This window comes from Spirillospora sp. NPDC127506, assembly GCF_040302145.1.
Classification (GTDB): Bacteria; Actinomycetota; Actinomycetes; order Streptosporangiales; family Streptosporangiaceae; genus Spirillospora.
In genome coordinates this window covers 110856-133101 of record NZ_JBEORG010000003.1, presented here as the reverse complement: position 1 = coordinate 133101, position 22246 = coordinate 110856, and the positions used below count along the sequence as shown (strand labels likewise).

Annotated in this window: 21 protein-coding genes; 15 read left to right on the top strand and 6 right to left on the bottom strand. The window is 74.7% G+C overall.

Annotated elements, in window-relative coordinates; translation table 11 throughout:
- The first annotated feature begins 59 nt into the window (after positions 1-59).
- The 7 genes from ABTW95_RS04990 (at position 60) to ABTW95_RS04960 (ending at position 7454) form a co-directional block, all read left to right on the top strand.
- Positions 60-1253, top strand: a complete 1194-nt coding sequence (locus ABTW95_RS04990; protein ID WP_500224688.1) for an ABC transporter substrate-binding protein — start codon at positions 60-62, stop codon at positions 1251-1253.
- Positions 1254-1314: 61 nt separating this feature from the next.
- Positions 1315-3138, top strand: coding sequence for an ABC transporter permease (locus ABTW95_RS04985; protein WP_500224685.1), 1824 nt, complete (start codon positions 1315-1317; stop codon positions 3136-3138).
- Between the two features lie 3 nt (positions 3139-3141).
- Positions 3142-4275, top strand: a complete 1134-nt coding sequence (locus tag ABTW95_RS04980; RefSeq protein ID WP_500224684.1) for an ABC transporter ATP-binding protein — start codon at positions 3142-3144, stop codon at positions 4273-4275.
- On the top strand, positions 4272-5087 hold the full coding sequence (locus ABTW95_RS04975; RefSeq protein WP_500224681.1) for an HAD family hydrolase: 816 nt from the start codon (positions 4272-4274) through the stop codon (positions 5085-5087). Before ABTW95_RS04980 ends, ABTW95_RS04975 begins: the two co-directional genes overlap by 4 nt.
- A complete protein-coding gene (locus ABTW95_RS04970) occupies positions 5084-5920 on the top strand; it encodes an inositol monophosphatase family protein (RefSeq protein WP_500224680.1) in 837 nt (278 codons plus the stop codon). The genes ABTW95_RS04975 and ABTW95_RS04970 overlap by 4 nt, the downstream gene beginning before the upstream one ends.
- Entirely contained in the window at positions 5917-6735 is an 819-nt protein-coding gene (locus ABTW95_RS04965) for a Cof-type HAD-IIB family hydrolase (RefSeq protein ID WP_500224676.1), read from the top strand. The genes ABTW95_RS04970 and ABTW95_RS04965 overlap by 4 nt, the downstream gene beginning before the upstream one ends.
- On the top strand, positions 6732-7454 hold the full coding sequence (locus ABTW95_RS04960) for an MBL fold metallo-hydrolase (protein WP_500224674.1): 723 nt from the start codon (positions 6732-6734) through the stop codon (positions 7452-7454). Before ABTW95_RS04965 ends, ABTW95_RS04960 begins: the two co-directional genes overlap by 4 nt.
- Positions 7455-7475: 21 nt before the next feature.
- Here the strand turns inward: ABTW95_RS04960 and ABTW95_RS04955 are convergent, their stop codons facing one another.
- The 3 genes from ABTW95_RS04955 to ABTW95_RS04945 all read right to left on the bottom strand — a co-directional run bounded on the left by ABTW95_RS04955 (position 7476) and on the right by ABTW95_RS04945 (position 10683).
- Complete coding sequence (locus ABTW95_RS04955) at positions 7476-8405, bottom strand: LacI family DNA-binding transcriptional regulator (protein ID WP_500224672.1); 930 nt, start codon at positions 8403-8405, stop codon at positions 7476-7478.
- 70 nt (positions 8406-8475) lie between these two features.
- Positions 8476-9822, bottom strand: a complete 1347-nt coding sequence (locus ABTW95_RS04950; protein WP_500224668.1) for a phytase — start codon at positions 9820-9822, stop codon at positions 8476-8478.
- 123 nt (positions 9823-9945) lie between these two features.
- The gene (locus ABTW95_RS04945; protein ID WP_500224666.1) at positions 9946-10683 is read right to left on the bottom strand and encodes a GntR family transcriptional regulator; all 738 of its coding nucleotides are present in this window, start codon (positions 10681-10683) and stop codon (positions 9946-9948) included.
- Positions 10684-10850: 167 nt separating this feature from the next.
- On the opposite strand from ABTW95_RS04945, the gene ABTW95_RS04940 reads away from it, so the two are divergent.
- The 5 genes from ABTW95_RS04940 (at position 10851) to ABTW95_RS04920 (ending at position 16933) form a co-directional block, all read left to right on the top strand.
- Complete coding sequence (locus ABTW95_RS04940; protein ID WP_500224665.1) at positions 10851-11732, top strand: TIM barrel protein; 882 nt, start codon at positions 10851-10853, stop codon at positions 11730-11732.
- On the top strand, positions 11729-12682 hold the full coding sequence (gene iolC / locus ABTW95_RS04935; RefSeq protein WP_500224661.1) for a 5-dehydro-2-deoxygluconokinase: 954 nt from the start codon (positions 11729-11731) through the stop codon (positions 12680-12682). Before ABTW95_RS04940 ends, iolC begins: the two co-directional genes overlap by 4 nt.
- Before the next feature lie 71 nt (positions 12683-12753).
- Positions 12754-13587: a Cgl0159 family (beta/alpha)8-fold protein gene (locus ABTW95_RS04930; RefSeq protein WP_500225034.1), complete on the top strand. Its 834-nt coding sequence runs from the start codon at positions 12754-12756 to the stop codon at positions 13585-13587.
- Positions 13584-15440: a 3D-(3,5/4)-trihydroxycyclohexane-1,2-dione acylhydrolase (decyclizing) gene (iolD, locus tag ABTW95_RS04925; RefSeq protein WP_500224658.1), complete on the top strand. Its 1857-nt coding sequence runs from the start codon at positions 13584-13586 to the stop codon at positions 15438-15440. Before ABTW95_RS04930 ends, iolD begins: the two co-directional genes overlap by 4 nt.
- Positions 15441-15451: 11 nt before the next feature.
- Positions 15452-16933 (top strand): CoA-acylating methylmalonate-semialdehyde dehydrogenase, encoded by a 1482-nt coding sequence (locus ABTW95_RS04920; protein WP_500224654.1) that lies wholly within the window; start codon positions 15452-15454, stop codon positions 16931-16933.
- Between the two features lie 25 nt (positions 16934-16958).
- On the opposite strand, the gene ABTW95_RS04915 is transcribed toward ABTW95_RS04920, so the two are convergent.
- Positions 16959-17276: a hypothetical protein gene (locus ABTW95_RS04915; RefSeq protein ID WP_500224652.1), complete on the bottom strand. Its 318-nt coding sequence runs from the start codon at positions 17274-17276 to the stop codon at positions 16959-16961.
- 66 nt (positions 17277-17342) lie between these two features.
- Between ABTW95_RS04915 and ABTW95_RS04910 the strand changes: the two genes are divergently transcribed.
- The 3 genes from ABTW95_RS04910 to ABTW95_RS04900 are packed head-to-tail and all read left to right on the top strand — an operon-like array spanning position 17343 to position 18804.
- Positions 17343-17765: a hypothetical protein gene (locus tag ABTW95_RS04910; protein WP_500224649.1), complete on the top strand. Its 423-nt coding sequence runs from the start codon at positions 17343-17345 to the stop codon at positions 17763-17765.
- The gene (locus ABTW95_RS04905; RefSeq protein ID WP_500224646.1) at positions 17762-18190 is read left to right on the top strand and encodes an SRPBCC family protein; all 429 of its coding nucleotides are present in this window, start codon (positions 17762-17764) and stop codon (positions 18188-18190) included. The genes ABTW95_RS04910 and ABTW95_RS04905 overlap by 4 nt, the downstream gene beginning before the upstream one ends.
- Positions 18191-18204: 14 nt before the next feature.
- Positions 18205-18804 carry a DNA-3-methyladenine glycosylase I gene (locus ABTW95_RS04900; RefSeq protein WP_500224644.1) on the top strand — a complete coding sequence of 200 codons (600 nt, stop codon included), beginning with the start codon at positions 18205-18207 and terminating at the stop codon, positions 18802-18804.
- 25 nt (positions 18805-18829) lie between these two features.
- Here the strand turns inward: ABTW95_RS04900 and ABTW95_RS04895 are convergent, their stop codons facing one another.
- Together ABTW95_RS04895 and ABTW95_RS04890 are read right to left on the bottom strand one after the other, a co-directional pair.
- Positions 18830-21415: an FtsX-like permease family protein gene (locus ABTW95_RS04895; protein ID WP_500224641.1), complete on the bottom strand. Its 2586-nt coding sequence runs from the start codon at positions 21413-21415 to the stop codon at positions 18830-18832.
- A gap of 4 nt (positions 21416-21419) precedes the next feature.
- Positions 21420-22184 carry an ABC transporter ATP-binding protein gene (locus ABTW95_RS04890; RefSeq protein ID WP_500224639.1) on the bottom strand — a complete coding sequence of 255 codons (765 nt, stop codon included), beginning with the start codon at positions 22182-22184 and terminating at the stop codon, positions 21420-21422.
- Between the last annotated feature and the right edge of the window lie 62 nt (positions 22185-22246).

The window sequence follows — 22246 nt, the reverse complement described above, 5'->3', positions numbered from 1 at the left end:
TCCACCCCATCGAGCCGCAGGTCGGGGGCCCGCCGGCGTAGACCAAGGAGAGAAACACCATGATCCGCACCACCCCGACAGGGCGCCGGGCACGGACCGGCGTCGCCGTGCTCGCCGTGCTCGCCGCCGCCGCGGCGGGCGCCTGCGCGCCGTCCACCAGCGGCCAGGAGGGGGCGGGGGAGCCGCTCCCCTCCGCGACCGTCGAGGACGCCGCCTCGTTCGACCTGGACGCGCTGATCGCCGCCGCGAAGAAGGAGGGCAGCGTCCTCGTCCACGACGGCAGCGGCGACGTCAAGGACATGGCGAAGGAGTTCGAGGCGAAGTACGGGATCAAGGCCGAGGGCGTGAAGTCCAAGTCCGCCGCGACCGCGGAGAAGATGACGCGGGAGGCGCAGGCCAAGAACGTCACCATCGACGTCAGCCTGTTCGAGGACGGCCCGATGCTCGTCTCGCAGCTCCTCCCGCAGAAGATCGTCAAGACGTGGATCCCGCCGGACCTCGCCCCGGACATCGACGAGAAGGACCGCAACCCCCTGGTGATGATCTCCAAGGGGTACGTGTTCCTGTACAACCCGAAGCTCAACCCCGGCGGCTGCCCGGTGAAGAACGTCTGGGAGCTCACCGAACCCAAGTGGAAGGGGAAGGTGATGATGCAGGATCCGCTCGGCAAGGGGATCTTCATCCAGTGGTTCACCCAGATGTCGGAGAAGGGCGCGGACCAGCTCGCCGCCGCCTACGAGAAGCTCGGCAAGGGCAAGCTCCAGAGCGGCGAGAAGGATCCCGTCCACGCGTGGGTGAAGGGGCTCGCGAAGAACGACCCGGTCCTCACCGGTGAGGACGAGGACGTCGCCGCCGGCGTCTCCGCCCCCAACCAGAAGGAATCGAAGATCGGCCTGCTGTCCACGGCCAAGTTCCGCGACAACGAAGAGAAGAAGTACAACATGCGGGTCTGCGAGGGCCTGCAGCCGTGGTCCGGCTTCATGTACCCGAAGTACGCGGTGATCGCGACGGGTTCCGAGCACCCGAACGCCGCCAAGCTGTTCGTCCACTTCGCGTTGACGAAGGAGGGCTTCGACCTGGAGGCCGGGAGCGGCGGCGTGTCCGGCAACAAGAAGGTCGGGCAGAGCCCGAACACGCCTCCGGGGCTGACGAACTGGGCCGAGCAGCTGTACCGGTTCTCGCCCGAGTCGCTGACCGCCGACTTCCGCGCCCGCCAGGAGATGCAGGACTTCTGGCGCGTCAACCACTCCTGACCAGCGAACCCCGGCGGGCCGCGGCGCGGCCCGCCGGGCACCACCCCCGGAGGAACCTTCCATGGCGGTCGCCGCCCCCGCACGGCCGGCGTCACGCGGCCGGCGCGTGCTGTACCGGTCCCGCGTCCTTCTGCGTGACCCCACCGTGCTGCTCGGCCTCGTGCTGAGCGCCGCCCTGCTCTACCTCGTCGTCGCCCCGCTCGTCTCGGTCATCTCGGACGCCGGACGCGTCCAGTACGGCGACGACGCCCGCACCGGCCAGGAGGCCGGGTCGTGGACGAGCTACTACCTGTGGCGGGTGTTCCGCTCACCCGTCAGCAGGCTGCTGTTCTGGGAGCCGCTGCTCCACACCCTCACGGTCGCGGTCGGCGTCATCGTGTTCGCCCTCGTCGTCGGCGGGTCGATGGCGTGGCTCGTGACCCGCACGAACGTCCCCGGGCGCAAGTTCCTGGCCGGCGCGCTCGTCGTGCCGTACATGCTGCCGTCCTGGACGTTCGCGCTGGCGTGGCTGTCCCTGTTCAAGAACGAGCGGTCCGGCGGGCAGGTCGGCTACCTGCAGGGTGCCGGCGTCCACACCCCCGACTGGCTCGCCTACGGGCCGGTGCCGATCATCGTGACGCTCGGCCTGCACTACTACCCGTTCGTGCTGCTGCTGTTCGGCAACGCGCTGCGCCGCATCGACTCCCAGCTGGAGGACTCGGCGCGCATCCTCGGCGCCGGCGGCCGGACGGTCGTCCGCCGGATCACGCTGCCGCTGATGCTGCCCGCGCTGTCGTCGGCGGTGCTGCTCGTCCTCGGCCGCGTCCTCGGCACGTTCGGCACCCCCTACATCCTCGGGCTGCCCAGCGACTACCAGGTGCTGTCCACCGGCCTCTACCACGCGATCCGCGACCGCAGCACCGGCGTGGCCTCGACGATCGCCGGGGTCATCGTACTGATCGGCGTCCTCGTCGTGGTCGCCGACACCCGGCTCGTGCGCAGGCAGAACCGGTTCGTCACGGTCGGCGGGAAGGGCGCCATGGACCGGCGCGGCGACCTGCGCCGCTGGCGCTGGCCCGCGTTCGCCGCCGGCATGGGCGTGTTCGCCGCCGGCGTCGTCGTCCCCGTGCTGACGCTGCTGCTGTCGACCGTCACCCGGACCCCTGGCGTCTTCAGCGCCGACAACTTCACCCTGGAGTACTGGTTCGGCGCCCACATCGACGGCGCCGTCGGGTTCCCGCACGGGGTACTGCGCGGCGGCCAGCTGTGGGAGGCCGCCTGGAACAGCCTGCGCATCGTCGGCATCGCCGCGCTCGTCTGCGGCGTCGCCGGGCTGCTGATCGGATACGTGGTGGTGCGCGGCGCCGGGAGCCGGGTCTCCGGCTTCCTGCGGCAGGTGTCGTTCCTGCCGTACCTGGTGCCCGGCATCGCGTTCGCCGCCGCCTCGCTGTCGCTGTTCGCCGTCCAGCGCGGCCCGGTCCCCGCCCTGTACGGGACGATCACGCTGCTGATCCTGGTGATGGTGGTGACGCACCTGCCGTACTCGTCCCGGTCCGGGATCTCGGCGATGATGCAGCTCGGCCGGGAGCCGGAGGAGGCCGCGCAGATCAGCGGGGCCCGCTGGGGCACCCGGATGACGCGGATCATCATGCCGATCCAGCGGGGCGCGCTCGTCACCGGCGTGGTGCTGCCGTTCATCTCCGGGCTGAAGGAGCTCAGCATCGTGATCATGCTGACGACGGCCGGCACCCAACTCCTGACGACGCTGTCCATCGGGCTCGTGGAGTACGGCTACACCCAGCTCGCCAACGGCGTCGTGCTCATCATCGCCCTTCTCTCGTTCACCATGACCTACCTGGCCCAGCGGCTCACCAAGAGCAGCCTGGCCTCGGGCATCGGAGGTTGATCAATGCCGGCCATCACCCTCAGCGGAGTGGTCAAGACCTATCCCGGCGGGACGCGCCCGGCGGTGCGGGACCTGGACCTCACCGTCCCGGACGGCTCGTTCACCTGCCTGCTCGGCCCGTCCGGCTGCGGCAAGACGACCACCCTGCGCATGATCGCCGGGCTGGAGCAGCCGTCCCGCGGCGAGATCGCCGTGGGAGACCGGGTACTGGACTCGGTGGAACGCGGAATCTACGTCCCCCCGGAGAAGCGCGACATGGGCCTGGTCTTCCAGAACTACGCGCTCTGGCCGCACCTCACGGTCCGGGGCAACACCGAGTTCGGGCTGCGGATGCGCAAGGTCCCGGCCGCCGAGCGCAGGGCCCGCGCCGCGGCGGCGCTGGAGAAGGTGCATGTCGCCGACTGCATGGACCGGTACCCGTCCCAGCTGTCGGGCGGCCAGCAGCAGCGCGTGGCGCTCGCCCGCATGCTCGCCGTCGACCCGGCCGTCCTGCTGCTGGACGAGCCGCTGTCCAACCTGGACGCGCGGCTGCGCCTGGAGATGCGCACCGAGCTGAAGCGCATCCACGACGAGACCGGCGCGACCGTCGTGTTCGTCACGCATGATCAGATGGAGGCCATGACGATGGCCACGCACATCGCGGTCATGTCGGAGGGGGAGCTGCAGCAGGTGGCGCCGCCGATGGAGATGTACGAGCGGCCCGGCAACCGGTTCGTCGCCGAGTTCGTGGGCAGCCCGCCGATGAACATCGTCGACACCGGCGACCCGGAGCCGGGCGGGCTCGCCGCGTCGCTGCTGCGCTATGTCGAGAAGCGCGCCGCCGGGACGCCCGGCTGCGTGGGCGTCCGGCCGGAGTCGCTGAAGCTGGCGCACTCGCCGGACGACGTGCCGGACACCGCCTGGTCGGACGAGGCGGTCGTCGAGGCCGTCCTGCCGACCGGGTCGAGCTGGACGGTGCAGCTGCGCGTCCGCGACACCGAGATGTTCGCCGTCGCCCACGAGGACCCGGAGGCCGCGCCCGGCGACCGGTTCCGCTGCTGGGCGCGGCCCCGGCGGCTGCACCTGTTCGCCGGGGACGGCGCCCGGATGGGCGCCTGGGACGAGGCCGCCGCGCCGGCCGGGAAGGCGGTCTCGTGAACGGGCCGCTGCGCAGGCCGCGGGCGCTGCTGCTGGACTTCGGCGGCGTGCTGGTCGAGACGTCCAGGCGCGAGGGCTGGGCGGCGGTGTTCGCGAAGGAGGTGCACGACGCGCTCACCCGCGCCGGCTGCCACGAGCTCGACGCCGCCGCGGTCGAGACCGACCTCAAGGCGGGCGTGGCGGCCGACCGGTGCTGGAAGGACGCCATGTCCCGCCCGTACGCGCCGCCGGAGATGACGCACGCCGCGTTCTGGGGCGACTACGTGGCCGCCGACTGGCCCGCGCCCGCCCGGCAGCTCGTCGTCGCGCACGCCACCCCGCTGTGCAAGCGGATGGGGGAGCTGCGGCAGGACCGCCGCACCCGCCCCGGCATCCCCGAGCTGCTGGACGCCGCGGCCGGGTACGGCGTCCCGTGCGCGGTCGTCAGCAACTCGCTGTCGGGGGCCGTGCACCGCGACTACACCGCGGCGACGGGGCTGGCGGAGAAACTGGCCCTGGAGGTCTACAGCGACGAGGTGGGCGTCCGCAAACCCAACCCGGAGATGATCTGGATCGCGACACGCGCGCTCGGCGTCGAGCCGGCGGACGCGTGGTACGTCGGGGACAACTTCGACCGGGACGTGGTGTGCGGGCATCGCGCGGGCGTCGGCGGAAACATCCTCATGGTCGCCAAGGGCACCTACGACGTCCCGTACGAGGTCCGCAACCGCCCGGACGCCGTCGTCGCGGACGGGCACGGGCTGCTCGAACTTCTCACCGAAGCCGTCCGGCTCGGGAACGACACGGAAACAGAACCACAAGGAGACGCATGAACGTCGATGTCCCCGCCTCGCGGGAACTGGCCGGAATCGCCGAGCTCGCCGCTCGCGCCACGGGGGACCGGCTGCGGTCGGCGTTCCGCTCCCGTCCCGAGGTCGACACCAAGCGCGACATGCACGACCCCGTCACCGAGCACGACCGCGCGGCGGAGGAGATCATCCGGGAAGTGCTCGCGAAGGAGACCCCGGGCAGCGTCGTCGTGGGCGAGGAGGGCGGCGCGCAGGGCGGCGCGCAGGACGGCGGACGGGAGGCGGACGACCGGATCCGCTGGTACGTGGACCCCATCGACGGCACCGCGAACTTCGCCGTCGGCCTGCCGTTCTTCTGCGTGTCCGTCGGCGCCGTCGCCGGCGGCGAGGTCGTCGCGGGCGCGGTGTACGACCCGGTGCGGGACGAGATGTTCAGCGCGTCCCTCGGCGGCGCGACCTGCAACGGGACGCGCATCGAGAGCCGGGGCGCCTCGCGCGACGCGACCGCCGTCATCGCCACGTCCTATCCCAACGCGCGCGAGCTGAACGCCGACCGGGAGGAGGCGCTGCGCCGCTTCGCCCTGATGGTCGACTCGTTCGCCACGCTGCGGCGCCCCGGCAGCGCCGCGCTCACCCTCGCGCACGTCGCCGCCGGCTGGACCGACGTCGCCTTCGACCCGTCCATCAACGCGTGGGACGTCACCGCCGCCCTGCTGCTGGTGCGGCAGGCCGGCGGGACGTACCTGCCGCTCGGCGGCGAGCCGGGCGCGCCCGACCACGAGGCCCCCGGCTACCTGGCGTGCGTCGCCGGGTTCGACCTCGACGGCTCGGTCATGCGCGAGGTGTCCGCCTCATGAGCACCGCCGGCGTGCGGACGGTCGACTGGATCGTCACCGACCTGGACGGCACCCTCGTCGGCCGCGATCTGCGGATCGTCGAGCCGAGCCTGGCGGCGCTGCGCCGGTTCATCCGCGCGGGCGGCACCGTGGTGATCGCCACCGGCCGCAGCGAGGAGGCCGCGCTCCCGTACTACCGGGCGCTCGGCCTCACCACCCCGGCGATCCTCTACAACGGGGCGCGCGTGGTCGATCTCAGCACGGGAGCCGTCCTGCACCGGCGGTCCCTCAGCGCGGCGGTCTGGGCGGAGCTGACCATGCTCTTCCCCTCGCTGCCCGGCGGCGTGTGGCCCGCGGTGTTCAGCCGCGGCCGCGCCCATGTCGTGGACTCCTCTCCCGCGCTGCGCCGCTACGCCGAACGGGACGGCATCCGGCTCCACGGGATCGGCGCGTGGGGCGACCTGCCGTTCGACGACATCATCAAGGTCATGCTGGTCTGCGACGGCCCCGAGCTGATGGACCCCGCCGAGGAGATGGTCTCGGCGGCCGTCGCCGGGGCGACGCTCGTGCGGTCGGAGAGCACCTACCTGGAGGTGCTCCCCACGGGCGCCACCAAGGGCGCCGCCCTGCGCGAGCTGGCCGCCGCGCGCGGCGTGGCGCTGAGCGACATCGCGGCGATCGGCGACAACCCCAACGACCTCGACATGATCCAGGCCGCCGGGCTGGGCGCCGCGGTCGGCGACGGCGCCGAGCGGGTCCGCGCCGCCGCCGACGTCGTGGTCACCGCGTGCGCCGACGGCGCGGTGGCCGACCTGGTCGACCGCGTCCTGCCGTGATCCTGACCGTCGTCGGCTGCGCGGGCAGCGTCCCGGGGCCGGACGCCGCGTGCTCCTGCCACCTCCTGGAGCACGGCGGCTTCCGGCTGCTCCTGGACGCCGGGACCGGTGCGGCCGGCCCCCTGCAGCGCTACGCCGACCCGCGCGCGATCGGCGCCGTGGTCATCAGCCACGGCCACCGCGACCACTGCGCGGACCTCGTCCCCCTCGCCTACGTGCGCGACCGCCGCGGCCCGTCGGAGCCGCTGCCCGTGCTCGCGCCCGCCGGTACGTCCGGCCGTGCGGGCGTCCCGTCCTCCTATGCCGGCGCGCTGAGCTGGCGGGAGCCCGCGGACGGCCCTGCCGGGTTCGGCCCGTTCACGGTGGAGACCGCCCCGGTGCGCCACTCGGTGCCGGCGCTGGCCGTCCGCGTGACGGCCGGCTCCCGCTCCCTCACCTACTCCGGCGACTCGGGCGAATGCGATGAGCTGCTGGAGCTGGCCCGCGGTACCGACGTCCTGCTCTGCGAGGCCGCGGCCTCGGTCGACACGCCCGGCGCCGCCGAGACGCACCTGACCCCCGCGCAGGCGGGAACCCTGGCCAAGGAGGCCGGTGCCGCGCACCTCGTCCTCACCCATCTCCGCCCGTGGGCCGACCCGGCCGCCGCGCTGTACGAGGCGAGGCAGTTCTACGACGGCCCGCTCACGCTGGCGACCTCCGGCCTCCGCCTCATCGTGTGACCGGCGCCATGTGGAGGCGCTTCAGGAAGGGGCGGGGGCCGTGGTGGCGCGGACCTCCAGGCGCGGGGGGACGGTGAGGCGCTGCGGTTTCGTGGAGGGGCCGTCCTTGAGGCGGGACAGCAGGGCCGCCATCGCCAGGCGGCCCAGCTCGGCGGGCGGCGGGGCGATGGTCGTCACCTGCGCCGCCCCGGCCCCCGGCGGAGCGCCGTGGACGATCAGCGAGACGTCCTCGGGGACGCGCCGCCCGGCGCGCAGCAGGGCGGTGAGGGCGGCGGTGCCGGTGGTGTCGCCGAGGGCGAGGACGGCGGTCGCGGTGCGGGGGATCTCGTCCGGGCCGGTCACGGCGGCCAGGCCGGCGGCCGCGCAGGCGCGGCGCAGCGGAGAGGGACGGTCGCCCAGGTCCAGGCAGGCGATGCGGCGGTGGCCGAGATCCGCCAGATGCGCGGCCGCCAGCTCCACCGCCGCCGCGTCGTCGCCCGTCACGCAGTCGACCCGGGCGGAGCGGAGGGTGCGGCCGACCACCGTCACCGGGCAGCCGGCGGCGGCGCGCTCGACGTCGGCGGCGGCCATGCGCGGACCGGCCAGGATCACGCCCTCCGGGCGCAGGTCGAGCAGGTCGTCCAGGGCGGCCCGCTCGCGGGCGGGGCCGGTGCGGCCGGTGGTCAGCAGGAGGCGCAGGTCGCCCCTCGCGGCCTCGTCGGCGAGGCCGTCGTGGATCGCGGCGTACCGGGGGTCGTGGAGGTCGGAGAGGAGGACGCCGACGATGCCGGTCCGGCCGGCGGCGAGGCCGCGCGCCATCATGTTGGGCCGGTAGCCCAGCTCGCGGGCCGCCTCCAGGACGGCCTTGCGGCGCTGCTCGGCGACCTTGGGGGAGCCGCGCATCACCAGCGACACCAGGGCCCGGGACACGCCGGCGCGCGCGGCGACGTCCTCCAGTGTCGGGTGGGCCATCCGGCGTCCTCCAGGGGTCGGGTCGCCGCCGCCGCGGGCGGGCCCGCGGCGGCGGCTCGGGCTCGGGGTTCTAGTCTCGCGGATCCCAGTCGCCCGGCGTGACGTCCAGGCCGAGCGGGTCGGCGACGTCCTTCCAGTCCACGAACTTGAAGTTCGTGTTCTCGCGGACCTCGCCGTCCTCGCCCACCTCGTCGGGGGCGTTGACGCCGTCGTGCACGACCAGGAGGCCGTTGCGGAAGCGCCCGACGGGCGCGCTGGTCACCATCGCGCCGTCGCAGACCTCGGAGCCGTCCACCGTCGTGCCGGGGGCGACGCGGAAGCGGCCGATGTAGTGGGTCGGGTCCTCGCGGTCGTAGACGACGAACGTGTTGTCGCCCTGGCTGGAGGCGATCAGGTAGCCGTCACCGCCGTCCTGCCGGTAGATGGTGAGGCCCTCGGCGTCGGCGGTGATGTGCTCGCCGCCCACGCCGGGGTCGGGTCCGGTCGGCTCGCACTCGTCGGTCTCGGGGTTGTAGGCGGCGGGGACGCCGTACTCCTTGACCCGGTCGATGAGCCGCGGCGCGCCCTTCAGCGGGATGCGCCAGATGCCGACGTCCTCCTGCGCGGCGTACAGCACCCTGTGCTCGGGGTCGGCCACCATGCCCTCGACCTGCGGGCCCTCGCCGGGGTCCTCGCAGGGCGTCCAGGTGCCGCCGGGCACCGGGAACGAGGTGGGCAGGTCGAGGTCGCGGACGTGCCGGTAGGTGATCGTGCCCGCGCGGGTCGCCTCCAGCCGGACGAGGCCGAGCCGCGAGGTGTGCCGCCGGCTGAGGGCGACGTAGCCGCCGCCGCGGGAGTCGCTCCACGTCGCGAGGCCGTAGGCGGTCTCCTGGTCGTTGACCTGGTCGAGGGAGGACGAGAAGACGAGCGGCGCGGACGGGTCGGTGACGTCGGTGAGCGGGGCCCGGTGGTGCTCGGCCCGGCCGGGGTGGATGACGTAGGTGCGGACGGTGTCGCGGCCGCGGTCGGACACGACGGCCAGGTCGACCTTGTGGCGGCCGAGGCGGAAGCCGTAGATCAGGTCGACGTTGTTGAACCGGCCGGGCTCGTCGCCGGGCCGGGGCGGGGCGGGGGCCGCGAACCGCTGGATCTCGCGGCCGGCGGTGTCGTACACCGCGAGGCCGCCCTCCTTCAGCGTGGCGATGACGAGGTCGCCGTGCCGGTCGTCCGGGTGGCTCCAGATGGCCGGGTCGTCGGCGTTGGCGTAGCCGCCGGCCTCGTCGTCGAAGTTGGCGGGGGTCTCCAGCACGGCCCGGACCTGGGCCGGATCGTCGCCATCGGCCGCGGCCGGGACGGCGGGCAGCACGGCCGCGGCGAGCGCCGCCGCGGTCGCGGCGGCGGCCAGGCGGACGCCCTCGGGGGTGGGTCTCAGGTGCATCGGGTCCTCCAGATGCGCGGTGCGGACGCCTGCACGGTAAGCGTTAGAGCGCTCTAATTCAATAGAGCGCTCTAATTGATCAAGAGGATTCCGCGCCGCGCCGGGCGGGCCGTTCCCGGCCGGCTACCGCTCGACCAGGGTGAGCGAGAACGAGTAGCGGTCGGCGCGGTAGACGTGGCAGCCGTACTCGATCGCGGCGCCCTTGTCGTCGTAGGCGGTGCGGTTCATGGTCAGCAGCGGGACGCCGCGCCGCTCGTCCAGCAGCCGGGCCTCGGCCGCCGTCGCGCCGCGCGCGCCGATCGTCTGGTTCGCGATGCGCAGGTTGATGCCGGTGGCGCGGAGCAGCTCGTACAGGCCGTGCTCGGCGAGGTCGGCCTCGGTCACCTTGATCAGGTCGAGCGGCAGGTAGTTCGTGAGCAGCGCGAGCGGCTCCTCGCCGGTGCAGCGGATGCGGCGCATCCGGGTGACCTCGGTGCCGGGCGGTACGCCCAGCTCCTTGGCCACCGCGTCCGCGGCGGGCACCGGCCCGAGGTCGAGGACCCGGGTGCGCGGCTCGCGGCCGGCCGCCGCCAGGTCGTCGTGCAGGCTGGTCAGCTCGATCGGGCGGCGGATCTCCGACTGCACCACCTGCGTGCCGACGCCCCGCTTTCGCACCAGGAGCCCCCGGTCGACCAGGTGCTGGATCGCCTGCCGGACGGTCGGGCGGGACAGCCCGCACCGGTCGGCCAGCTCGACCTCGTTCTCCAGCCTGGTGCCCGGGGTCAGCTCGCCCGCCCGGATCGCGGCCTCCAGCTGCTGCGCGAGCTGGTAGTACAGCGGCACGGGGCTGCTGCGGTCGACGGACACGCGCGGTCGGTACACCCATCGCCTCCTCACGTCCGGGACGATCGTACCTCGGTTTGTGTGTTTAACTTATTACCTCATAATGTCCTAACAAACTATTGACATCTCCGCGTGGGCTTGAGCAGACTCGGCGGAGCCGGTGCCACGCCCGGCCGGAGCACGTCCGGTGGAGAGATGGTGAGTCGATGATCAAGGACCGTGTCGCGGGAGCCCCGATCTCGTGGGGGGTGTGCGAGGTGCCGGGCTGGGGCCGCCAGCTGGCGCCCGCGCGGGTGCTGGCGGAGATGCGCGACCTCGGGCTCGCCGCCACCGAGTTCGGGCCGGACGGCTTCCTGCCGGCCGGGGCCGCCGAGCGCGCCGCGCTGCTGGCCGCGCACGGGCTCCGCGCGGTGGGCGGGTTCGCGCCGGTCGTGCTGCACGACCCGGACCGCGACCCGCTCCCCGAGGTGCGCCGGATCCTGGCCGGGTTCGGCGTGGAACGCTCCAATGAGCGGCTCACGCTGGTCCTCGCGGCCGTGCACGGGCTGGACGGCTACGACGCCCGCCCCGCGCTCGGCGCGGACGGCTGGACGGCGCTGCTCGGCAACCTCGACCGCATCGCCGCGGCCGCGGCCGAGGCCGGCGTCCGCGCGGTGCTGCACCCGCACGTCGGCACGATGGTGGAACGGTCCGACGAGGTGCGGCGCGTCCTCGACGGCTCGGGCGTCCCGCTCTGCCTCGACACCGGGCACCTCCTGATCGGCGGCACGGACCCCGCCGAACTCGCCGCCCGCGCCCCCGGCCGGATCGCGCACGTCCATCTCAAGGACGCCGACGCCTCGCTCGCCGAGGCCGTCCGGGCGGGCGCGACCCCGTACACCGACGCCGTCCGGGACGGCGTCTACCGCCCGCTCGGCGCGGGCGACATCGACATCGCCGGCATCATCGCCTCCCTCGAAGGCGCCGGCTACGACGGCTGGTACGTCCTGGAGCAGGACACGATCGTCGACGCGGAGCCCGCGCCCGGCGGCGGCCCCCTCACCGACGTGCGGGCCTGCGTCGACTTCCTCGCCGGGATCGCGGCATGACCCGGTTCGAGGTCCTCACCATGGGCCGCGTCGGCGTCGACCTCTACCCGCTCCAGTCCGGCGTGGGGCTGGACGAGGTCGAGACGTTCGCCCGGTTCCTCGGCGGCAGCGCCACGAACGTCGCGGTCGCCGCCGCCCGGCTCGGCCGCCGCGCCGCCGTGATCACCCGCACCGGCGCCGACCCGTTCGGCCGGTTCGTCCGCCGCGCCCTCGCCGGCTACGGGGTGGACGCCCGGTTCGTCGCCGACGTGCCCGGCCTGCCGACGCCCGTCACCTTCTGCGAGCTGTTCCCGCCCGACGACTTCCCGCTGTACTTCTACCGCCATCCGAAGGCGCCCGACCTGGAGATCCGCGCCGGGGAGCTGGACATGCCCGCCATCGAGGCGGCCGGTGTGCTCTGGACGACCGTGACCGGCCTGTGCGCCGAACCGTCCCGCACGGCGACGCTCGCCGCCCTCGGCGCCCGCCGTCGCGCCGACCTCACCGTCCTCGACCTGGACTACCGGCCCGTGTTCTGGGAGTCCCCGGACGAGGCGCGCCGCTGGGCGGGCGAGGCGCTCGAACACGCCACGGTCGCCGTCGGCAACCTGGCGGAGTGCGAGGTCGCGGTGGGGGAGCGCGACCCGCTGCGGGCGGCCCGCGCGCTGCTCGACCGGGGCGTCCGCCTCGCCGTCGTCAAGCGCGGACCGGACGGCGTCCTCGCGCTCGACGCCGACGGGCGGGCGGCGGAGTCGCCGCCGGTGCCGGTCGAGGTCGTCAACGGCCTCGGCGCCGGCGACGCGTTCGGGGGCGCCCTCTGCCACGGCCTGCTCGCCGGATGGGACCTCTCCCGCGCGATCGGGTTCGCCAACCGGGCCGGCGCGATCGTCGCGTCCCGGCTGGCCTGCTCGGCCGCCATGCCCACCCCCGCCGAGGTCGCCGGGGCCGCCGAGCCGGCGGTGACGCCGTGACCCTCGGCACCCAGACCCCGCCCGGGCCGTCGCGGGCCGGGCGGTTCGCGGCGCTCGCCGAGACCCGCGCCGTGCACCCCGAGGCCATCGCCGCGGCCGCCGCCCGCCGCACCCGCCGCCCGTCCCTGCTCGGCCCGGCCGGGCGGCTCATGCTGATCGCCGCCGACCATCCCGCGCGCGGCGCCCTCGCCGCCGGCGGCGACCCGCTCGCCATGGCCGACCGCGGCGACCTGCTCGACCGGCTGTGCACGGCGCTGGAGCGGCCCGGCGTGGACGGCGTCCTCGCCACCCCCGACGTCGTCGAGGACCTGCTGCTCCTCGGCGCCCTCGACGACCGGATCGTGATCGGCTCGATGAACCGGGGCGGCCTCGCCGGCGCGTCCTTCGAGATCGACGACCGCTTCACCGCCTACAGCGCCGACGCCATCGCCGCGTCCCGCCTCGACGGCGGCAAGGTGCTGCTGCGCGTCGACGACGGCGACCCGGCGACCCCGCGCACGCTGGAGGGCTGCGCCCGCGCGGTGTCGGAGCTCGCCGGGCACGGCCTGATGGCCATGGTGGAGCCGTTCATCTCCCGCCGGGTGGACGGGCGGGTCCGCAACGACCTCAGCCCGGAGGCGATGATCCGCGCGATCTCGATCGCGTCCGGCCTGGGGACGACCTCGGCGCGCACCTGGCTGAAGGTCCCGGTCGTCCCGGACATGGAGCGCGTCATGGCCGCCTCGACCCTGCCCGCCCTCCTGCTCGGCGGCGAGGTCGCCGACGACCCGCGCGCCGCCCGGGACGGCTGGCGCCGCGCGATGCGGCTGCCCACCGTCCGGGGCCTGGTCGTGGGCCGGTCCCTTCTCTACCCCGCGGACGGCGATGTGGCCGGAGCCGTGGACGCTGCAGTGGAGGTCATGTGAGCACGAGACTGACGGTGGGCCAGGCGGTCGTCCGCTTCCTGGCCGCGCAGTACAGCGAGCGGGACGGCGAGGAGCGGCGGTTCTTCGCCGGCTGCTTCGGGATCTTCGGGCACGGGAACGTCGCCGGGCTGGGGCAGGCGCTCCTGGAGCACGCCGACGCTCTCCCGTACTACATGTCGCGCAACGAGCAGGCGATGGTGCACGCCGCGTCGGGCTACGCGCGGATGAACGACCGCCTGTCGACGTTCGCCTGCACGACGTCCATCGGGCCGGGCGCCACCAACATGGTGACCGGCGCGGCGCTGGCGACCGTCAACCGGCTGCCGGTGCTGCTGCTGCCGGGCGACATCTTCGCCACCCGCGCGGCCAACCCGGTGCTTCAGGAGCTGGAGGACGCCCGCTCCTACGACGTGTCGGTCAACGACTGCTTCAAGCCGGTGTCGAAGTACTGGGACCGCGTCAACCGCCCCGAGCAGCTGCCGAGCGCGCTCCTTGCGGCCATGCGCGTCCTCACCGACCCGGCCGAGACCGGCGCCGTCACCCTCGCCCTGCCCCAGGACGTCCAGGCGGAGGCGTTCGACTGGCCGGACGAGCTGTTCGACCGGCGCGTGTGGCGCGTCCCGCGGCCCGTGCCCGAGCCCGCCGCGCTGGAGGAGGCCGCCGCGCTCCTCCGGACCGCCGAGCGCCCGCTGATCGTGGCGGGCGGCGGCGTCATCTACTCGGGGGCCGCCGGCGCCCTGCGCGCCTTCGCCGAACGCACCGGCGTCCCGGTCGCCGAGACGCAGGCGGGGAAGGGCTCGCTGCCCTGGGACCACGAATGCTCGGTGGGCGCGATCGGCGCGACCGGCACGACGGCCGCGAACGCGCTCGCCCGCGAGGCCGACGTCGTGCTCGGCGTCGGCACCCGCTACAGCGACTTCACCACCGCGTCCCACAGCCTGTTCGCCGACCCGGCCGTCCGGTTCGTCAACGTCAACGTCGCGCGCCCCGACGCCGTCAAGCTCGCCGGGACGCCGGTCGTCGCGGACGCCAGGGAGGCGCTGCGGGCCCTCGGCGAGGCCCTCGGCGGCCACCGCGTCCCCGACGCGCACCGGGAGCGGGCGCGGGAACTGGCCGGGCGGTGGAACGCCGTCGTCGACGCCGCGTTCGCGGAGCGGCGGGACGGGCTGCCCGCGCAGGCGGAGGTCATCGGGGCCGTCAACGAGGTGTCGGGGCCGCGGGACGTGGTGGTGTGCGCGGCCGGGTCCATGCCCGGCGACCTGCACAAGCTCTGGCGTACCCGCGACCCCAAGGGCTACCACGTCGAGTACGGCTACTCCTGCATGGGCTACGAGATCGCCGGCGGCCTCGGCGTGAAGATGGCCGCCCCCGACCGCGAGGTGTTCGTCCTCGTCGGCGACGGCTCGTACCTGATGATGGCCCAGGAGCTGGCCACGGCGGTCGCCGAGGGCGTCAAGCTGGTCGTCGTCCTCGTCCAGAACCACGGCTACGCGTCCATCGGCAACCTGTCCGAGAGCGTCGGAGCGGAGCGGTTCGGCACCCGCTACCGCGCCCGGACCCGCACCGGCCTGGACGGCGACACCCTCCCCGTCGACCTCGCCGCGAACGCCGCCAGCCTCGGCGCGGACGTCCTGCGCGCGGACGGCGCCGACGCGCTCCGGGACGCGCTGCGCACGGCCGCCGCCTCGCCCCGCACCACCGTCGTCCACGTGGAGACCGACCCGCTCGCCCCCGCCCCGGACAGCGAGGCGTGGTGGGACGTGCCCGTCGCGGAGGTGTCGGCGCTGGCGTCCACCGCGCAGGCCCGCGCCCGCTACGACGACGACAAGAAGGCCCAGCGCCGCTACCTGTGAAAGGAATCTCCATGCGCTCGATTCAGCATCGGATCGGCGGCGTGCCGGTCGGCGGGAGCGCCGCGGCGCCCGTGCACGACCCCGCGACCGGGCGGCAGGCCGCCGAGGTCGTGGTAGGGGGCCGGGCGGACGCCGACGCCGCCGTGGGCGCCGCCGCGCGGGCGTTCGAGTCCTGGCGGGACGTGTCGCTGACCCGGCGGGCGCGCGTCATGTTCGCGCTGCGCGACCTGCTGGTGAAGCACGAGGACGAACTGGCCCGGCTGATCACCGCCGAGCACGGCAAGGTCCTGGACGACGCGCGCGGCGAGGTCGTCCGCGGCCGGGAGGTCGTCGAGTTCGCCTGCGGCATCCCGCAGGCGCTCAAGGGCGAGTACTCCGACCAGGTGTCGTCGGACGTCGACGCGTACTCGTTCCGGCAGCCGCTCGGCGTGTGCGCGGGCATCGTGCCGTTCAACTTCCCGGTGATGGTGCCGCTGTGGATGCACCCGATCGCGATCGCCTGCGGGAACGCGTTCGTGCTCAAGCCGAGCGAGCGCGTCCCGTCCGCGTCCAACCTGGTCGCCGACCTGTACGCCGACGCCGGCCTGCCGGATGGGGTGTTCAACGTCCTGCACGGCGACGCCGGGACCGCCGACGCGCTGATCACCCACCCGGGTGTGGCGGCGGTGTCGTTCGTCGGGTCCACGCCCGTCGCCCGGCACGTCCACGAGGCGGCGAGCGCCGCCGGCAAGCGGGTGCAGGCCCTCGGCGGCGCCAAGAACCACGCGGTCGTCATGCCCGACGCCGACCTCGACCTGGCCGCCGACCAGATCACCGCGGCGGCGTACGGCTCCGCCGGGCAGCGCTGCATGGCGATCTCCGTGGTGGTCGCCGTCGGCGGCGCCGCCGACCCGCTCGTCGAGCGGCTCGCCGACCGGGCCCGCGCGATCAGGGTCGGGCCGGGCGCCGACCCGTCCAGCGAGATGGGGCCGCTGATCAGCGAGGCCGCGCTGGAACGCGTGAGCGGGCACGTCGAGGCGGCGGCGCGGGCCGGCGCCAAGGTCGTCGTGGACGGCCGCGGCCTCCCCGGCCCCGGCTTCTTCCTGGGCCCCTGCCTGCTCGACGGCGTCGCCACCGACATGCCCGCCTACCGGGAGGAGCTCTTCGGCCCCGTCCTGGCGGTGCTGCGCGCGCGGACTCTCGACGAGGCGATCGCGCTGGTCAACGCCAACCCCTACGGCAACGGGACGGCGATCTTCACCTCGTCCGGCGCGGCGGCGCGGCGGTACCAGCGGTCCGTGCACGTCGGGATGATCGGGGTGAACGTGCCGATCCCGGTGCCGATGGCGTTCTACTCGTTCGGCGGATGGAAGGCGTCGCTGTTCGGCGACACCCACGTCCACGGGCCGGAGGGCGTCCGGTTCTACACCCGGGCGAAGGCCGTCACGTCCCGCTGGCCCGAGCCCGCCGCGGCCGCCGAGGCGCCCGCGATGGCCTTCCCCACGGCCCGCTGACCCGGCCCCGGCGCCGCCCGGGACGCTAGGCGAGCCCCCGCCTGGCGACGGCCGGAGGGCGGGTGCCCTCGATGGAGGCCACCATGTCGAGCACCTGGCGCATCCCGTCCGCCTGCGACTCCGGCACGCGGAAGTACACCGCCCCCAGCCACGCGTAGACGGACGCCGCGGCGAGCAGCCCGGGATCGGGCTCCCGCGCGTCCGTCTCCAGCGTGACCAGCACGGCGGCCCCGGAGGCGGCGAGCCGCTCCACCCGGCTCGCCGGGGGCGCCGTGCCCGCGTCCGCGGCGCCGTCCGGAACCGGCGCGTCCGGTGGAAGGACCATCCGCTCTTGCATGCCCATGCCGCCAAGCGTGGCACGATCGGAGACCGGGGATCGTCCTCCAAGGAGACGCGGGAAGATCGGAGCATGATGGTGACCGTGGTGCTCGTCCTCGCCGGCGTGGCCGTGCTGGGCGCCGTCGTCGTCCTCGCCATGGGCCGGGGCGGCGAGCTGTCCGAGACCCATCCCGACTACCCCCGGCTCCGGGTGGACGCCGAGGGCCGTCCCGTCGTGGGGCCGGACGGGGCCGGGATCCGCCTCCCCGCGACGATCTGGGGGTACCAGATGCAGGTGACCGACGAGGCCGTCCGCCGCCTGACCGCGGCCCTGCACGAGCGGGACGCCCGCGTCGCCGACCTCGAACGCCAGCTGCACGACCTGCGCCGGCGCGTCGAGGAGCCGCCGGTCGGCGCGCTGCACGGCCTGGAGGAGCCCGGCGGCGGCGCCCTGCTCCGCAAGGAGACCGTGCCGGTGGAGGACGAGGCCCGCCGCGACGAGGAGCACCGGTGAGCCGGGTCGCCGTCCACGCGGAGGCCGTGTCCCGCGCCCCCGCCGAGCGCGTCTTCGAGCTGCTGACCGACTGGCCCCGGCACGCCGAGTGGATGCCGTTCACCACCGCGGAGGGCGGCCGCAAGGTCGGCGACGAGCTCCGCGCCCGGACGGGGATCGGCCCGGTCGGCTTCGTCGACACCATGATCATCACGGACTGGCGGGACGGGCGCCGCGTCGCCGTCCGGCACACCGGCCGCGTGGTGCGCGGCGAGGCGTGGTTCAAGGTCGTCCCCGAGGGGGACGGCAGCCGGGTCGTCTGGGCGGAGCTCATCGACCTCCCCCTCGGCCTCCTGGGCCGCGCCGGATGGCTGGCCGCCGGCCCGGTCGTGAAGGCGTTCCTGGCCCTCGGCCTGCGCCGCCTCGCCGCTTTGTCGGAGGCATGAGGTAGAACGGCCGGGTGAGCACCGCGATCCTGGGCGAGGACGGGCTGAGGCGCTGCCCGTGGGGCGTGTCGACGCCCGACTACACCGCCTACCACGACGACGAGTGGGGCCGCCCCGTCCGCGACGACCGGGGGATCTACGAGAAGCTGTGCCTGGAGGCGTTCCAGTCCGGCCTCTCCTGGCTGACGATCCTCCGCAAGCGCGAGAGCTTCCGCGCCGCCTTCCACGGCTTCGACCCCGAGAAGGTCGCCGCGTTCGGCCCCGGCGACGTCGAGCGCCTGATGGCCGACGCCACCATCGTGCGGAACCGGGCGAAGATCGAGGCGGCGATCGCCAACGCCCGCGCCGCCCTCGACCTCCCCGGCGGCCTCGCCGCGACCGCCTGGCGCTACGCCGACCCCGACTCCCCGGCCTACGCCGACACCGCCGACGTCCCCGCCCACACCGACGCGTCGAAGGCCCTCTCCAAAGAGCTGAAGAGGCACGGCTTCCGGTTCGTGGGCCCCACCACGGCGTACGCCCTCATGCAGGCGTGCGGCCTGGTGAACGACCACCTCACCGGCTGCGCCTTCCGGGCCGCCGCCCAGGAGGCCGGCCGGCGGGCGGGCGGCTGACGCCGCGGGCCGCGCGCCCGACCGGTCACTCGGCCCTGGTGGCTTCGAGGATGGGGACGGCGGCGGCCCGGCGGGACGGCAGGGCGGAGGTCGCGGCGGTGACGACCGCGGCGCCGGCGATGACCGCCGGGAACAGCCACCAGGGCGGGTCCGGGGCCAGGAACGAGCTGCCCGTCGCGACGTGCATCAGGTACACGGTGCCCAGCGACATGCCGATGCCGAGGAGGCCGCCGAGCAGCACGACGGTGGCGGCCTCCCACCGGACGATCGACTTGATCTGCGCCATCGTCGCGCCGACCGCGCCGAGCAGGCCGAACTCGCGGGTGCGCTCCCCGACGCTCATCGAGACCGTCGTCGCCATGCCGAACAGGGCCAGGACGAGAGCCATGCCGATGAAGCCGTAGATGACCCGCATCCCCTTCATCATCGCGCCGGCCGTCGCCCGCACATAGCCGGGCCTGTCGACCACCTCGATGCCCGTGATGCCGGCGAACGCCCGGGAGAGCGCCTCCTCCGAGCCGCCCCGGACGAGGACGACCTGGGTGGTGGCGTCCGGGTCGAGCCGGTCCATGGTCGCGGACGAGACGACCGCCTGGTCGGCGAACAGGTGGGACGGGTCGTGGTAGGCGGCCGCGACCCTGAGCGGGATCCGGCCCTGGGCGCCGCGGACCACGATCCGCTGCCCCTTCTTGATCTTCTGCCCCTTCATGATCGCGGACGTGAGGGCGATCTCGCCGTCGCGGAGGCGGGGCAGGTGCCCGCCCAGCTTGAGGACGGACGGCAGCGTCGCCTGGTCGGCGCCCGTCACGGTCAGGTAGACCGGCTCCGGGGGCTCCTCCGGCGACGGGCGCTCGGGCGGGGGATCGACGAGCTTGATGTCCGACACCGTGAGCGCCGCCGCGGCGGATACGCCGGGCACCGCGGCGGCCTTCGCCGCCGCGTCGCGGGGGAGCGGCGCCGGTCCGTTCGAGGTCGTCCCGGTCGCGGTGACCGCGTGCTCGGCGAGCATCACCCGGTTCCCGGTCGCGTCGAACCGCGCGTCCACCGACAGGACGGTCAGCGCGGTCGCGCCGACCAGCGCGACGCCGAGCATGAGCGACGAGGCGGCCGACGACACCCGGCGCGGGCTGCGGGTGATGGTGGCGCGGGCCAGCCGGCCCGCCTCGCCGCTGACGGCCGTCCCGACGCGCCCGACCAGGCCGCCGAGCGGGCCGACGAAGAACGGGGCGAGGACGGCGAGCGCGGCCGCCGTCGTCATGCAGCCCATGAGGATCATCACGCAGACGCCGACGGTGCGGTCGGGGCCGGGCGGCTCCTCGTGCCTGATCCCGAAGACGCCGCCGAAGAAGATCCACGCGCAGGCGAAGACCGCGAACGCGCCCAGCAGGCGCGGCCCGCGGCGGCCCGGCGTGTCGGCGCTCGCGGCCCGCAGCGCCTGCATCGGCGAGATGCGCGCGGCGCGGCGCGCGGCCCGCCACGCGGCGAGCTGGGTGACGAGGATCCCGGCCGCGGCGGGCGCGGCGAGCGCGATCCAGCCGAACTGCGCGTCGGCGGCGGAGATGTCGAAGCCGTCCTCGGCGAACAGCCGGGTGAGCAGCCCCGACACCGGGTAGCCGAGCAGCACGCCGCCGGCCGAGGCCACGGCGCCGAGGGCGAGGGCCTCCCACCGGATCAGCCGCTTGATCTGCCGGGGCGTCGCGCCGATCGCGCTGAGCAGCGCCAGCCGCCGGGTCCGCTGCCGGACGAGCGTGCCGAACGTGTTGGCGACGACGAACAGCCCGACGAACACCGCCACGGACGAGAGCGTCCCGATGGCCCCGCCGATCGAGGCCCCGGCGCCCTCCAGGTCGGCCGACTGGGCGTTCCGCACGCCGGCGGCGGTGCGGACGGTGACGTCCTGGCCGAGGTCGCGGGCCAGGTCGGCGCGGAGCCGCCGCGCCTGGACGCCCGGCGCCGCCTTCACCCACACGCTCTGCCACGTCCCGCCGGGCAGGCCCGCGGCCCGCTGGACGGTCGCGGGCGCCGCCAGCAGCAGATCGCCGCTCGCGACGGCGCTGTGCCCCTGCACCGTGACGATCCCGACGATCTTGAGGGTGCGGTTCTGCTTCGGCAGCGTGACCCTCAGCGGGTCGCCGACGTCCAGCTTCCCGGCCCGCGCCACGTGCCGGGTGACCGCGACCTCGTCGTCGGCCGCCGGGGCGCGCCCCGACTCCAGGTGGTAGGGGTTCAGCCGGGCGTCGGAGGGCCACGGCCGCAGCGTGGTCCCCGCCCCGGCCGGGGGCAGGACGAGCTTGCCGTCGGAGCCGTTCGCGGAGACCGGGACCATCGCGTCCCCGGCGACCGCCGCGACCCCCGGCCGCCCCGCCACCGACCCCAGCGCCACCTGGCCGTCCGGGGCCGCGTAGGGGTCGTCGGCGTCGACCGAGCCGCCCTGGACGAGCACGTCGGCGCGGGAGTACTCGCTGGCGTCGCTGCCCGACACGGCCTCCTGCGCCCGCAGCGTGAACTGCAGCGAGCCCGCGATCAGCCCGATCGAGAACACCGCCGCCAGCAGCGTGGCCGCCAGCCGCATCCAGCCCTCGGCGAACGAGCGGCGCGCGATGAGCCACACGGCGTCAGCCCTCCATCCGGCGCATCACGGCGTGCACCTGGTCGATGGCGGGGGAGAGCAGCTCGTGCACGATCATGCCGTCGGCGAGGAACAGCACCCGGTCGGCGTGCGCCGCGGCGCCCGGGTCGTGCGTCACCATGATCACGGTCTGGCCGTAGGCGTCCACCGCGCGGCGCAGGAACCCCAGCACCTCGGCGCCGGACCGGGAGTCGAGGTTGCCGGTTGGCTCGTCGGCGAACAGCACCTCCGGCCGGGTCAGCAGCGCCCGCGCCACCGCGACCCGCTGCTGCTGCCCGCCGGACAGCTCGCTCGGCCGGTGCGACAGCCGCTCCCGCAGCCCCAGCGCGTCCACGATCGTGTCGAACCACTGCCGGTCGGCGCGCCGGTTCCCGAGCCGCCCGGTCAGCCGGATGTTCTCCTCCGCCGTCAGCATCGGCAGCAGGTTGAACGACTGGAACACGAACCCGAGCCGGTCGCGGCGCAGCTTCGTCAGCCGGGTCCGGGACAGCCCGGTGATGTCGACGCCGCCGATCAGCACCGACCCGGACGAGACGGTGTCCAGCCCGGCCATGCAGTGCAGGAACGTCGACTTCCCGGACCCGGACGGCCCCATGATCGCGGTGAACCGGCCGCGCGGGAACGCCGCCGAGACGCCGCGCAGCGCGGTCACCGCGTGCTCGCCCGTCCCGTAGGACTTGACGACGCCGCGGGCGACGGCGGCGTGGTCGTGGACCTGCCCGGCGGGGGGTGCAGCGGTTGTCTGGGTCATGCCTCAAGCAAACCGCCGGCGCCCACCCGGCCGCATTGGCGCAGACTCCCCGGCCGCTACGG